The following is a 14,794-nucleotide window of genomic DNA, read 5'->3' on the forward strand; positions in this document are numbered from 1 at the left end:
CTCTATTTACCGTAAAACGCTTTGATAAAAGTAACTGTGGCGCTATTTGGCCTTATGCTTTCCGCGGAGCCATCGCGCCGAACAATCAAACGATAACGTCCCGACTTAAGAAATAAATCAGCAACTTCAGCATGCAAAACACCCTCACCCCAAGAGGATAACTTTGGATTTTTTTTGGTTGCTTTATATACTTGGCGACCAGATGATTCCTCTATAAGCTGAACTTGCACATCAAAAGGAGCTCCCGACTCAACGGCCTTACCAGGCGCCTCCATATGCAAGCCCCCACCGCCCTCCACAAATCTGCCCGACTAGCCAGATTGTGCGCATCATAATAATAATCCACGCGAATTGAATAACGACTGTCTCGCGGCACATCGACTAGCTTCTCCGAAACACTGCTAGAGCCCTCAAGTCTGAGTTCAACGCGCTGCCCTTCCGCCCGTATATTTACCGTGGCAAAAAGAAATAGAATTGAAACAATCGACAGGACAACCAGCTTGTAATATTTTCTTATTTGCATCTTTGCCCACCCCTAATCCATACATCACTAGAACTCATAAGAACAACCCCACCTGGAACGACGTGACGACCACCCCCCAACCTAATTTGCGGAATAAACACATAGTTTTTAGCAACCATGCTCCTCCCACTATCGCTCTCGCAAACTTTCATTAACTGCAATTTGCAACGGACTTAGAAAGTACTCGATTATCCTACGCTGATCCGTTTTGACTTCCGCGGTGACCGCCATGCCAGGCAACAACCTTATATTTTGTCCTTTCACCGTTAAATGATCCGACTCAAGCCGTATCTTACCGCTGTAAATCAAACCACGTTTCTCGTCCTCAACGGCGTCATCAGAAATACTTATAACTTCACCGCCAACCGCTCCGTATTTGGTAAATGTAAATGTTTCGACTTTTACAGTGACGGCCTGCCCCGGATGCACAAACCCAACATCTTTATTTTCAAACACAGCTTCAACCTCAACCGGCTGCCCGGTGGGTACGATCGTCAACAGCGGCAGTGCCGGCGTCACCACCCCTCCCACCGTATGTACATTCACCTGCTGCACCGTCCCATCCACTGGTGCCTCCAGTGTCGTCAACCCATCCTGATATTCAGCTTTGGCAAAATCCTGCTTCAAGGACGCCACCTTCTGATCTGCCTGCTGTAACAAATCCAGCATAGACCGTCGGGTTTGGGCCACCACGCCAGCTCTTCTGCGTTCAGCCTCCTGCCGCGCCGCTGAGGACTGCAACAAACTGGCTTGTTGCACGCTCAACTGCCGTTCAATGTCCAACCGAGCCTGTTCTTTTTCCAGGTAGGCATGGCGAGCGATGTACTGCTTCTCCAAAAGATGCCGGTAGTCATCCGCGAGCTTCGCGACGATAGGTAGGGTCTTCTGCAAACTGGCGACCTGGCCCCGGGCCGACTGTATGTCGGCTTGGCGCTGAGCGATCTCGGCCTCAGCGGTCTCCAAGCCGCTGCGGTACTCTTGGTACTGGCCTTGCAGCCAACGCTCCGCAGCCAACACATGCTCGGGATCGGCGCCCGGAATCGCGCCATTCAGAGTTTTGGGCGCTCGCTGTTGATCAATGGCATCAAGCATGGCACTTGCCCGAGCGCTGTCGATTCGAGCGGCTAACAGGTCGCTTTGCACGCGGCCCACGTCAGCCTCTGCGGCAGTAGAGTCCAGCTCCAACAACAACTCACCGGCTTTTACAGTCTGACCATCGTGGACATGAATGGCTTTGACCACTGCCGTTTCACTGGATTGAATAACCTTGCTCTTGCCACTGGGGATGATCTTGCCGGTGGCGGTCGCCACGACATCGATCTTGCCAATACACGCCCAGGCCAAGGCTAATGCCGCGAAACTCATGATCGCCCACATGAACACCCGAGGTGCCGGATGTGTCGGACGCTCCTGTAGTTCAAGAGAAGCTGGCAAAAACTGTATTTCATGCGCCAGGCGCTTCGGCGCATCCATGCTTCGGCGGGCTCTCCAGGATTCGCGCAAGACGTGCCGGTACCGTCGCAGTAAGCCTGTCGTTTCAGCGTTAGACATTGCTGGCTCCTTGCTGCAAACGATACAAACGTGAGTAATGCCCAGCCTGATGGTTCAAGAGTTCGGCATGACTGCCCTGCTCCACAATCTGGCCGCGGTCTACCACCACAATACGATTGGCATCGCGCACGGCTGAGAGCCGGTGGGCAATGATGATGACCGTGCGCCCCTTGCAGATGTCCTTCATGTTCTGCTGCACAACGCGCTCCGACTCATAGTCGAGTGCGCTGGTAGCTTCATCAAAGATCAGGATCCTGGGGTTACCCATCAGTGCGCGAGCAATAGCGACCCGCTGCCGCTGACCACCGGACAGCGAGGCACCATGCTCACCCACTACGGTGTCATAGCCTTCTGGAAGCTCCAGAATGAACTCGTGGGCGCCTGCGAGCTTGGCTACCTGAATAACCTTCTCCAGCGGTACGCCGGGATCGGCAAGCGCGATGTTTTCACGGATGCTGCGAGCGAACAGCATGTTGTCCTGCAGCACTACACCAATCTGTCGGCGCAACGAAGAGACGTCTGCCAGCGCAAGATCCATTCCGTCCACCAATACCCGCCCTCGCTCCGGGACGTGCAACCTCTGAAGCAAGCGGGTCAAAGTGCTCTTGCCAGAGCCTGAGCGTCCGACAACGCCGATTACCTGTCCCGCTTCAATGCGAAGGCTTACCCCCCGCAGGATCTCCGCCCCATCAGGGCGATAGCGGAAGTGCACCTGATCGAACTCGACATGTCCGCGAATCGGCGGCAGCGAACTGCGCGTCGCCTGAGCCATCTCGGTGCGCGTATTGAGGATGTCACCCAGGCGCTGCACGGAGACGCCGGTCTGTTGGAAGTTGGTCCATAGCTGCGCAAGGCGCATGATCGGTTGCGCTACACGACCGGCCAGCATGTTAAAGGCAATCAGTTGACCTACAGACAACTGCCCATCGATGACCAAACGAGCCCCCACCCATAGGGTCGCCACCGTGACCAATTTGCCAATCAGTGACACGCTTTCGTTAGCGATGGTAGACAGCGTCTGGGTTTTGAAACCGGCCGCCACGTAACCGGCCAGTTGGTTGTCCCATTTACGGATGGCCTGGGGCTCGACGGCCATCGATTTGAGGGTGTCGATACCATTAACGGTCTCGACCAGAAACGCCTGGTTCTCAGCGCCTCTGGCGAAGCTGTCGTTCAACCGTGAGCGCAGTACGGGTGTAATCAGCACCGACACCAGAATATAAAGCGGCAACGACGCCAGGACGATGAGGGTCAACCAACCGCTGTAGTAGAACATCACCGCCAGGAACACGACCGAGAACAGTACGTCGAGGACCAAGGTGATCGCGTTACCGGTGAGGAAGCTGCGGATGTTTTCCAACTCCCTGACCCGCGCTACGGAGTCACCAACACGCCGGGCCTGGAAATAGGCCAGCGGCAACGTGATCAAGTGCCGGAACAGCTTGGAGCCCAACTCCACATCAATGCGACTGGCCGTATGGGCAAATACATAGCTGCGCAGTCCCGTCAGACCCGATTCGAACAGCATCACCACGGCCAACCCCACCGCAATGACGTCAAGGGTAGTCAGACCGTGGTGCACCAACACCTTGTCCATCACCACTTGAAAGAAGAGCGGGGTCACCAGCGAGAATATCTGCAACACGAACGAAACCAGCATGATTTCGCCCAGCAGCTTTCTGTATTTGACGATGGCGGGAATAAACCAGGTGAAGTCGAATCGAGATGATTCACCAGACGTATTTGCCTCCGAGCGAATCAGTAGCACCTGGCCCGTCCAGCGAGACTCAAGCGCCTCAAAAGTAATCACTTCGGGCCGCTGCACGGCTGGGTTGTGGATCAGCACCTTGCCTTGGTCCAGGCGCGCGATGATGAAGAATGCGCCATTCACATCCGTAGCGATGGCTGGCAACGGTGTGCGATGAAGTCGGTCGATGGTCGTGCTCGCGGCCTTAGCTTTGAGACCAAGCTTACGTGCCGCTAACAGCATGTCCGCCTGACAAAAGGGGCGGTCGACACTGCCGAACTCATGAGCGAGTTGCTCAGCGGAAGCCGCAACTTGATGAAACCGAGCGAGCATCACAAGAGAAGCTAATCCGGTGTCAAATAGGGGCGCATTTTCAGGCGTCGATTCGCCCGCTTCGCTTTCGATCATTGCGGTTACAGATTCCTTGCGCAGGCGACAGCCCGAGCCTCTGGCACGATAAAAATCACGATTAAGAAAACTTTGATGCCTGGGGAAGCATCAAACAAAATCCATTCAAACTCCCGGAGGAAGGAAATCTCGCTCCGGCACGTAATCCTGCTTCAAATAGACAGATAAGGATTTGAGGTCATCAACACTTAAAGTCCCTGCGGCCTGCTTCAGCTTCAGGTTGTCGATAATGTAGTCATAGCGTGCGTTGTTATAGTCGCGAACCACTGCATACAGTTGCCTTTGCGCAGTCAGTACATCCGCGATATTTCGCGAGCCGATATCAACTCCGACCTGATTGGCCTCGACGGATTTTCTGGCAGAGACAATGCCTTGGCGGCGGGAAGCAATTTGCGCGATATCAGTATTGACACTTCTGAACGCATTTCGAGTGTTCAGCACAATCTCACGACGTCGATCTTCCTTTTGGTCCTGACTTTCCAAAAGCCGCTCGGCTGACTCTTTAACTTTGGAGCGGGTCATTCCGCCTGAATAGATTGGAATATTCAGCTCAATGCCGATGCTGCTCTGCGAAACATCGTCACGATAGCCGTTGCGGCCAAAGTCGGTAGGGTTGCTGTAACCGAAACTATCGTTGTCACCCTTACGGTAAGAGGCTACCGCATCGATCGTGGGTAAATGGCCAGCCTTATGCTGCTTGAGGGTTTGGGCAGCAGCTTGCTCGGCTTGCTCACTGGCTTGGAACTGCAGGTTCTGACGAACCGCTGTGTCGACCCAGGACTGTGCCTCGTTAGGGATCGGGGATTCGACGGGGAGCTGATGTCCGATTCCAGAAATGGTGCTGTAGGATCGGTTGGTCAAACGACCCAATGCTTCATACGCATCGTCAACCTTTCGCTGCACCACTTGCCGATTCGCTTGCACGTTGTCATAGGCCGCTTGAGCGTCGTACACGTCAGTGATGCTCGATGCTCCGTCTTCCAACCTGCCTTGCGCCTGATCGCGCTGATGGAGCAAAGCGGCTTCTTCAGCCTGGACCGCTGCCAGAGCATCAAGCTGACGCAACGTCTCAAAGTATGCCTCAGCGGCAGTCAACGCCAACGATTGCACCTTAACCGAAAGCTCCAACTCCGCTTGAGCGACACTCGACTCTGCCGCCTTCAATTGAAACCATCGGTCGACGCGAAAAAGGGGCTGACTGAGATTGGCTCGAAACGTGGTCCCGCTGCGCTCTCGACTGAGCGAGGGTTCGTCGCGCTCCAAACGAACTGTTTCTGAGGTTGCACCAGCCGTCAAATTGGGCAGCAGACCGGAGCGAGCTTGGGGTACCGCTTCGCGCTGAGCCAGATAGGCGTGGCGAGCCGCAGCCAGTTGTGCATCGTTTTTAAATGCAGACTGGTACACACCAATAAGATCGGCGTGATCTGAAGACGAACGATCAAAAGAAAAAGCTAAAGGGCTCGATGCGCAGCCCGCAATAAGTACACATCGGCAAACCGAGTCAATGAGATTCATTACTGCTTATCCAGGAAGCGATCACTTAAAAATCCATTCCATTAGCTCGGCTCAACGCCTAAAAACTTTACTCCTTCCTACCTGTAGAAAAGATTTTTCGTTCCAGGATGTGCCCAATACCAAAGAGTCTAATTTTTTTCGGCAGCATTAAACGCTTATAAATGCTATAAAAATCACACACACTCGACTTTCGCTATATACCAAATAACAAATAATTCTAAATACCTTCGACCTGCCATACCAAACTCCCGCCAAAACGCAACGCCCATTCGTCAGATTGATTGGATTCTCGAAAACTATATATAGCACCACGCCTTATAACCAAACACGGCACAGCGCTTATCCGAATTTACGAATATGTGTTTATGGTTGGTATGGCAGCTTTTCTTGAAAGATATCAAAAAGCCATCACCCAATCCATGTGCTTCCTAATTGTGAGCTTCCAATGCAAATCGACTTTCAGGTCAGGTCAGCCAGTTGCACTCACATCTTTTTTATAAGTCATTGATTGTAATGATCTTTAGTAAGGATAAGCTGAGTTCGCTTCCTGCTTCTATTCCCATGAGACGGCATGTAAGGCTAATCGATTTTCGACCAACGGCAGGGTTTGGGTCTAAACGATGAAATTCCGAACAGTGTTAAATGGGCACGCAAGGAGTGGCCAGAACTACCATCACTCGCATGTCCTAGATAGTCAGGCGGAATGCTGAGGAATGGGCTATTGGCCTGCTCCTCCTAATGACTACTCAGCAAGCCGTAAGAAAGATGATGGGTGAACGATTCCGGGCACCGCCCGCATGTACGACCGATATCGACAGCCAGCGCAAGCAGCTCGCGACGTTCGTTCAGTAGATACAAACGCAAAAAAATAACTCCAGCGCCTGCGCTCCAAGCTATTCGAAAGCTCCGAAGCTGACCACGAACACCCGTTATACTTGGCGACATGGCCATGGTGTTGACTCTGTTCGCTATACATCAAATATCGAGCCCCTTCCGTCGTGATAGGCGAAACAACGAATCATGAAGACTCATTACTCCATTCAATCACGCCGCAGGGTTCCCTACCGACTTTCTATAGCATCGCTGAACATCTATGGGGGCGAGGATGTGATGTCGATACAGACGGTGATTGCGCTGGCCCAGATGATCATCAATGGACAGAACTGACTTTGTCGCTTCGCGGTTCATCGGGACAGCGCTTGGACATTGATCCCGTCTCACTCATGCCACTGAGGTTGGTAATCCGCTCATCGCACCCAAGGCTCTGCCAAAGAGCAGCCGAGTATCTCCTGTCTGTCTCGGGAAGCTCTGTCGCTCAGGAAGAGATGATCATCGAGTGACAAGGCTCGCCTTCCCTCCCCCGTTGCCAGCCACTCTTCACTCACGCTGAGCAAACGCGCCAACTGCTCTATACGCATTTAGCGAGCCAATTCGTCAGACACTGCGGGCTGATGCTAAGCAGCTCCGAAGAACTAGCGAAAGAGATGTAGTGCTCTCCTAGCGTGGCCCTCAAACGTTGCCCACTGGCCCGTCGGGAGCGTGAAAGCGAATGTCTACGCTGGTCGTTCTTACCGCTGGTCATTAACAATGCTCTGCCTACTGCAACTGCGAATAACCGGACCCAATGTAGGGGACAAAATGCAGGATGGGATAGGGTGAGCGCGCCTCGATTCGCATAAAGGGAATCGCCCCACAAAAGACGGTTAAAAAGACCTACAGACCGAACCTAAGCGAGGGATGCGCTGACGTATCAGGCGGCAGCAGACATGTCAGGAGAAGCTGATAATAAGTCCATCACCACGAGCAGGCACACCGACGTGGGCCCCAGACGAAGCCTGAATCGATGCAATCTGCCAAAACTCTTGTGAGAGCGAGTTCGAGACTCATCGACGGCGGGCTGTTACGACGTGATCTTGTACCGGCTATCCATCGAGCCGCTGCTCATCCAAATCCGAGGCTTGCGCCAAGTAAATGATCTATACCTTCAGAAACACGCAATCAGGCCAAGGTGGCACTACGGACGTGACCGGATGGAACGATCGTGGCGTATCCGAATCGCTGCCTCCTATAAAGAAGCCGGCCTGTAGACGTTGTAACCGGCGCCCCGCACGCCTGGATTGGCGCACCACTTTCAATGCCTGAAGTATCGTCCATGAGTCCGACCCAACGCGTTTTGAATGCCCCCAGCAAAGCGCTGTACCGAGTTTGCCTATTGCTGGCGCTGCTGGCTGCCCGCGCGGCGAGCGCTGAGCCTCCCGTCATTGAACTGCACATCCTCGATGCACCGCCGCTGACGTTCGTCGACGATCCCAGGGGCTACGGAATCGTCGGCGATGTCGCCGTGGCGGCCATGGCCAAGGCCGGCTATCCGGTGAAAATCCACGTGCTGCCCTGGGCCAGGGCGCAGAAACACGTGAGCGAGGAACACGATCACCTGATCACCCCGCTGTCGCGCATACCGGGCCGCGAGAACCGCTTCACCTGGATCGCGTCGATCATGCCCATGGAGCGGGCATTCTTCAGCCTGGAACAGCGGGTCGACAGCTTCGCCCAGGCGCGGGACACTTTCCACAAGATCGGCGTCGGCCTGGGCAGCGCGCAAGAAGAGATCCTGCGCACCGAAGGCTTTCGCGATGACCAGATCTACCCCTTGGCCATTGGCGAGAACCCGGCTCAACTGCTGCTGATGGGGCGCATCGATGCCTGGTTCAACGGCGTGCCCGAGAGCCGCTACATCTGGCCCAAGGTGTCCAAGCGCAAATTGCTCATGAGCCCGGTGGGCAGCAATGCCGATCTCTACCTGGCCTGCTCGAAGCAATGTTCCCCGAAGATGGTCGACGACCTGCGCAAAGCCGTGGACGCCCTTCGCGCGGAGGGCGCGATCAAGCGAATCCATGACGTCTACCTGCCGAGGTAGACAGCTGGCGAGGTCGCCCCTCGTCAGCCAGCCATCATTAGTTTTATTGATAGCAGCCTAACGAAAGCCCCGGACTAGAGGCGTTATCGATGGCTTATATCATTCCGAATGATAGTTACCTTTATTTCATTCGATTCGTTCCCTTGACGCACGCCACGCATCATCCGCCCATTCTCAATACATTGGCGGATGCTATCCATGGAACATTCACTTTCAAAACTGCGTTTTCCCCTCGCCCTGCTGGCGGTGCTGGTGATGAGCGCCTGCGGCAAGACCCCGGACACGGCGGCCTCCATGCCACCGGCCAAAGTCAGCGTCGCCAAGGTCCTGGAACAACCCGTCAACGAATGGGATGAATTCACCGGGCGCCTCGAAGCACCGGAAACCGTCGAGATCCGTCCACGGGTCTCGGGGCAGATCGACGACGTAGCCTTCACCGAAGGTGCGCTGGTCAAGAAAGGCGACCTGCTGTTCCAGATCGACCCACGCCCGTTCCAGGCTGAGGTCCGTCGGCTCGAAGCCCAACTGGCCCAGGCCCGCGCCACGGCGACCCGCAGCGAGAACGAAGCCCAGCGCGGCGACCGCCTGCGCCAGAGCAACGCCATCTCCGCCGAACTGGCAGACTCGCGCACCACCGCCGCCCAGGAAGCCCGTGCCGTCGTCGCGGCCATCCAGGCACAACTGGACCTGGCCAAGCTGAACTTGAGCTTCACCCGCGTCACCTCGCCCATCAGCGGACGCGTCAGCCGCGCGCAGATCACCGCCGGCAACCTGGTGACCGCCGACGTCACGCCGCTCACCAGCGTGGTGTCCACCGACAAGGTCTACGCTTACTTCGACGCGGACGAGCGGGTCTTCCTCAAGTACACCCAGCTCGCCCGCCAGGGCCAGCGCGGCCAGGCTACGCCGGTCTACATGGGCCTGTCCAACGAGGACGGCAACCCGCACCTGGGCCAGATGAACTTCGTCGACAACCAGGTCAACCCGCAGACCGGCACCATCCGCGGTCGCGCCGTGTTCGACAACAAGGACGGCGAGTACACCCCAGGGCTGTATGCCCGCCTGAAACTGGTGGGCAGCGGCACCTACTCCGCCGTGCTGATCAACGACGAAGCCGTCGGCACCGACCTGGGCAAGAAATTCGTGCTGGTGATGGACGCCGACAACAAGCCGGCCTACCGCGCCGTCGAGCTGGGGCCGAAGATCGAAGGCCTGCGCATCGTGCGCAACGGCCTGAGCAAGAACGACACCATCATCGTCAAGGGGCTGCAACGGGCACGTCCGGGTTCACCGGTTACGCCTGAAACAGTACCGATGGCCAGCGACGACACCCTCGCGGCCCTGGCACAACAACGTAAAGCGCTCGAAGCCAGCAACCTGCCTCAAGTCGCGCCTTCCAAGGCAGCGTCCGGAGCGGCGGGCAAACTGGCCGCGACGACCCCACGCGGTTAAGGGACTGAATCCAGATGAAATTTTCCCAGTTCTTCATTTCGCGGCCGATCTTCGCAGCGGTGCTCTCGCTGCTGATCCTGATCGCCGGCGCCATCTCGCTGTTCCAATTGCCGATCAGCGAATACCCCGAAGTGGTGCCGCCGACCGTCGTGGTCCGCGCCAACTTCCCCGGCGCCAACCCCAAGGTCATCGGCGAAACCGTGGCCGCGCCCCTGGAACAAGCCATCACCGGTGTCGAGAACATGCTGTACATGTCCTCGCAATCGACCGCTGACGGCAAGATCACCCTGACCATCACCTTCGCCCTGGGCACCGACCTGGACAACGCCCAGGTGCAGGTGCAGAACCGCGTCACCCGGACCGAGCCCAAGCTGCCGGAAGAAGTGACCCGGATCGGCATCACGGTGGACAAGGCCTCGCCCGACTTGACCATGGTCGTGCACTTGACCTCGCCGGACAAACGCTACGACATGCTCTACCTGTCCAACTACGCCCTGCTCAACATCAAGGACGAGCTGGCGCGCCTGGGTGGCGTGGGTGATGTGCAGTTGTTCGGCATGGGCGACTACTCCCTGCGAGTCTGGCTGGACCCGAACAAGACCGCCTCGCGCAACCTGACCGCCACCGATGTGGTCACCGCGATCCGTGAACAGAACCGCCAAGTGGCCGCCGGTGCCCTGGGTGCGCCACCGGCGCCGAATGCCCAGGCCTTCCAGCTCTCGATCAACACCCAGGGTCGCCTGGTAAGTGAGGAAGAGTTCGAGAACATCATCATTCGTTCCGGCGCCAACGGCGAGATCACGCGCCTGAAGGACATCGCCCGGGTCGAGTTGGGCTCCAGCCAATACGCCCTGCGTTCGCTGCTGGACAACCAGCCGGCGGTGGCGATCCCGATCTTCCAACGTCCCGGTTCCAACGCCATCCAGATCTCCAACGACGTTCGCGCCAAGATGGACGAACTGAAGAAGGGCTTCCCGGCCGGCATGGACTACAGCATCGTCTATGACCCGACGATCTTCGTTCGCGGCTCCATCGAAGCGGTGGTCCACACCCTGTTCGAAGCACTGATCCTTGTAGTGCTGGTGGTGATCCTGTTCCTGCAAACCTGGCGCGCCTCGATCATTCCGTTGGTGGCGGTGCCGGTCTCGCTGATCGGTACGTTCGCCGTGATGCATCTATTCGGCTTCTCGCTGAACGCCCTCTCGCTGTTCGGTCTGGTATTGGCCATCGGTATCGTGGTGGACGACGCCATCGTGGTGGTGGAGAACGTCGAGCGGAACATCGAGTTGGGCCTGGCCCCTGTAGAAGCGACCAAAAAGGCGATGGGCGAAGTGACCGGGCCAATCATCGCCACTGCCCTGGTGCTGTGCGCGGTATTCGTACCGGCGGCATTCATCAGTGGCTTGACCGGGCAGTTCTATAAGCAGTTTGCGTTGACCATCGCGATTTCCACGGTGATCTCGGCGATCAACTCCCTGACCCTGTCCCCTGCCCTGGCCGCTGTGTTGCTCAAAGGCCACGACGCGCCCAAGGACCGTTTCTCGCGGTTCCTGGACAAGCTTTTCGGTGGCTGGCTGTTCCGACCGTTCAACCGCTTCTTCGAGCGTGCCAGCCACGGTTACGTGGGCACCGTCGCCCGTGTGATCCGCAGCAGTGGCATCGCCCTTCTGCTCTACGCCGGCCTGATGGTGCTGACCTTCTTCGGCTTCTCCAACACGCCGACCGGCTTCGTGCCCGGCCAGGACAAGCAATACCTGGTGGCCTTTGCCCAATTGCCTGACGCCGCGAGCCTGGACCGTACCGAAGACGTGATCAAGCGCATGTCCGACCTGGCCCTCAAGCAACCGGGCGTGGAAAGCGCGGTGGCCTTCCCTGGCCTGTCGATCAACGGCTTCACCAACAGTCCGAACGCCGGCATCGTGTTCGTGACCCTCAAGCCCTTCGACGAGCGCAAGGACCCGAGCCAATCGGCCGGTGCCATCGCCGGGGCCTTGAACGGCCAGTTCGCCGGGATCCAGGAAGCCTACATGGCGATCTTCCCGCCGCCACCGGTACAAGGCCTGGGGACGATCGGTGGTTTCCGCCTGCAAATCGAAGACCGGGGCAACCTGGGCTACGACGAGCTATACAAAGAGACCATGAACATCATCACCAAGAGCCGCAGCGTGCCGGAACTGGCCGGCCTGTTCACCAGCTACACGGTGAACGTGCCCCAAGTCGATGCCGCCATCGACCGTGAAAAGGCCAAGACCCACGGCGTGGCCGTCAGCGACATCTTCGACACCCTGCAGATTTACCTGGGTTCGCTGTATGCCAACGACTTCAACCGCTTCGGCCGCACCTACCAGGTCAACGTCCAGGCCGAGCAGCAGTTCCGCCTCGAAGCCGACCAGATCGGCCAGCTCAAGGTGCGCAACAACCGTGGCGAGATGATCCCGCTGGCGACCTTCATCAAGGTCAGCGACACCTCGGGCCCTGACCGCGTGATGCACTACAACGGCTTCATCACCGCTGAAATCAACGGTGCCGCCGCCCCGGGCTACAGCTCCGGCCAGGCCGAGAAAGCCATCGAGAAGCTGCTCAAGGACGAACTGCCCAACGGCATGACCTACGAGTGGACCGACCTGACGTACCAGCAGATCCTCTCGGGCAACACCGCGCTGTTCGTGTTCCCGCTCTGCGTACTGCTGGCGTTCCTGGTGCTCGCGGCGCAGTACGAAAGCTGGAGCCTGCCGCTGGCGGTGATCCTGATCGTACCGATGACCCTGCTGTCGGCCATCACCGGGGTGATCGTCTCCGGCGGCGACAACAACATCTTTACCCAGATCGGCTTGATCGTACTGGTGGGGCTTGCCTGCAAGAACGCGATCCTGATCGTCGAGTTCGCCAAGGATAAACAGCTCGAAGGCATGAACCCGCTGGCAGCGGTCCTGGAAGCGTGCCGCCTGCGTCTGCGGCCGATCCTGATGACCTCCTTCGCCTTCGTCATGGGCGTGGTGCCCCTGGTGTTCTCCAGCGGCGCCGGTGCGGAAATGCGCCATGCCATGGGTGTCGCGGTGTTCTCGGGGATGCTCGGCGTGACCTTCTTCGGCCTGCTGCTGACCCCAGTGTTCTATGTACTGATCCGTAACTTCGTCGAGCGCAGCGAGGCCCGCAAGGCCGCCCGGGCCTTGAAACTGGAGGCGCAACAATGAGTTTGAAAGCATTCGTGCCGAGCTTGCTGGTCCTGGCACTCAGTGCCTGTGCCGTGGGCCCGGACTACCAGGCCCCGCACACGGAGGCGGCAAACATCACCACCGCCACCGACGGTGCCGCCGGCCAGAAAAACTTCGACCGCGCCCGTTTCGAAGGCGTCTGGTGGCAGCAGTTCGAAGACCCGACGCTCAATGCGCTGGTCACTCGTTCGCTGGAAGGCAACCGCGAGTTGCGCGTGGCCTTCGCCCGTCTGCGGGCCGCGCGGGCGATCCGCGACGACGCCAGCAATGACGCCATGCCGACCATCACCAGTCGCGCCAGCAGCGACCTGGGCAAGGGCCAGATTCCCGGACAGACCACCGACCGGGTCAACACCGAGCGCTACGACCTGGGCCTGGACATGGCCTGGGAACTGGACCTGTTCGGGCGCATCCAGCGTAACCTGGAAGCCACCGACGCCGACCAGCAGGCGGCCGAGGCTGACCTCTACCAATTGCAGGTGACGATGATCGCCGAGCTGGTGGACGCCTACGGTCAACTGCGGGGTGCGCAACTGCGGGAAAAAATCGCCCTGGCGAACCTGAAGAACCAGCAGGACTCGCGCAAGATCACTGAAAGCCTGCGCGATGCCGGCGTTGGCGACCAACTGGATGTGGTGCGCGCCGATGCGCGCCTGGCCTCGGTGGAAGCCAGCGTGCCGCAACTGCAGGCCGAACAGGTGCGCCAGCGCAACCGCATCGCCACGTTGCTGGGCGAGCGCCCGGACAGGCTGAGCGTGGACCTGAGTCCCAAGCAGTTGCCGGCGATTGCCAAGGCCTTGCCGATCGGCGATCCGGGTGAGCTGCTGCAACGACGTCCGGACATTCTCAGTGCCGAACGCCAGTTGGCCGCTGCCACGGCGCGCATCGGGGTGGCCAAGGCCGACTTGTTCCCACGGGTCAGCCTGAGCGGCTTCCTCGGCTTTACCGCCGGGCGCGGCTCGCAGATCGGCTCCTCGGCCGCCAACGCTTGGGCACTGGGCCCGAGCATTACCTGGGCAGCCTTCGACCTGGGCAGCGTACGGGCACGCCTGCGCGGTGCCAACGCCGAAGCTGACGGCGCCCTGGCGACCTACGAGCAGCAAGTGCTGCTGGCCCTGGAAGAATCGGAAAACGCCTTCAGCGACTACGGCAAGCGCCAGCAACGGCTGATCTCGCTGATCCGCCAGAGTGAATCGAGCCGTGCCGCCGCCGACCTGGCCGAAATCCGCTACCGCGAAGGCACCGTGGACTTCCTCGTGCTGCTCGACGCCCAGCGCGAACGCCTGGCCGCCGAAGACACCCAGGCCCAGGCCGAAGTCGACCTGTACCGCGGCATCGTCGCGATCTACAAGGCCCTCGGTGGTGGCTGGCAACCGGAGACCGTCGCCAGCAACTGAGCCCCTTTGTAACCGAGCTCCTTTGGTTGGCCGCAACCAACCAATTGCTTTGCCCCGCCTCTCATTCGG

Annotated in this window: 8 protein-coding genes; 4 read left to right on the plus strand and 4 right to left on the minus strand. The window is 58.2% G+C overall.

Annotation, left to right across the window (positions count from 1 at the left end):
- Positions 1-2: 2 nt before the first annotated feature.
- From KI241_RS13800 to KI241_RS13815, 4 genes are all read right to left on the minus strand, one after another.
- Positions 3-275 carry a hypothetical protein gene (locus KI241_RS13800; RefSeq protein ID WP_212802600.1) on the minus strand — a complete coding sequence of 91 codons (273 nt, stop codon included), beginning with the start codon at positions 273-275 and terminating at the stop codon, positions 3-5.
- Positions 276-652: 377 nt separating this feature from the next.
- A complete protein-coding gene (locus KI241_RS13805; RefSeq protein ID WP_042730124.1) occupies positions 653-2,074 on the minus strand; it encodes an HlyD family type I secretion periplasmic adaptor subunit in 1,422 nt (473 codons plus the stop codon).
- Positions 2,067-4,229, minus strand: a complete 2,163-nt coding sequence (locus KI241_RS13810) for a type I secretion system permease/ATPase (protein ID WP_042730125.1) — start codon at positions 4,227-4,229, stop codon at positions 2,067-2,069. Before KI241_RS13810 ends, KI241_RS13805 begins: the two co-directional genes overlap by 8 nt.
- 105 nt (positions 4,230-4,334) lie before the next feature.
- Positions 4,335-5,744: a TolC family outer membrane protein gene (locus KI241_RS13815; protein ID WP_042730126.1), complete on the minus strand. Its 1,410-nt coding sequence runs from the start codon at positions 5,742-5,744 to the stop codon at positions 4,335-4,337.
- Between the two features lie 2,152 nt (positions 5,745-7,896).
- Between KI241_RS13815 and KI241_RS13820 the strand changes: the two genes are divergently transcribed.
- The 4 genes from KI241_RS13820 (at position 7,897) to KI241_RS13835 (ending at position 14,725) form a co-directional block, all read left to right on the plus strand.
- Complete coding sequence (locus KI241_RS13820) at positions 7,897-8,661, plus strand: transporter substrate-binding domain-containing protein (protein ID WP_042730127.1); 765 nt, start codon at positions 7,897-7,899, stop codon at positions 8,659-8,661.
- A 198-nt stretch (positions 8,662-8,859) separates the two neighbouring features.
- Positions 8,860-10,113: a multidrug efflux RND transporter periplasmic adaptor subunit MexE gene (mexE, locus tag KI241_RS13825; protein WP_042730128.1), complete on the plus strand. Its 1,254-nt coding sequence runs from the start codon at positions 8,860-8,862 to the stop codon at positions 10,111-10,113.
- A 14-nt stretch (positions 10,114-10,127) separates the two neighbouring features.
- On the plus strand, positions 10,128-13,307 hold the full coding sequence (locus KI241_RS13830) for an efflux RND transporter permease subunit (RefSeq protein WP_047738711.1): 3,180 nt from the start codon (positions 10,128-10,130) through the stop codon (positions 13,305-13,307).
- Positions 13,304-14,725, plus strand: coding sequence for a TolC family protein (locus KI241_RS13835; protein WP_042730130.1), 1,422 nt, complete (start codon positions 13,304-13,306; stop codon positions 14,723-14,725). The genes KI241_RS13830 and KI241_RS13835 overlap by 4 nt, the downstream gene beginning before the upstream one ends.
- Positions 14,726-14,794: the final 69 nt, after the last annotated feature.

The sequence above is a fragment of the Pseudomonas sp. Cab53 genome (assembly GCF_018325965.1).
Taxonomy (GTDB): Bacteria; Pseudomonadota; Gammaproteobacteria; order Pseudomonadales; family Pseudomonadaceae; genus Aquipseudomonas; species Aquipseudomonas chlororaphis_E.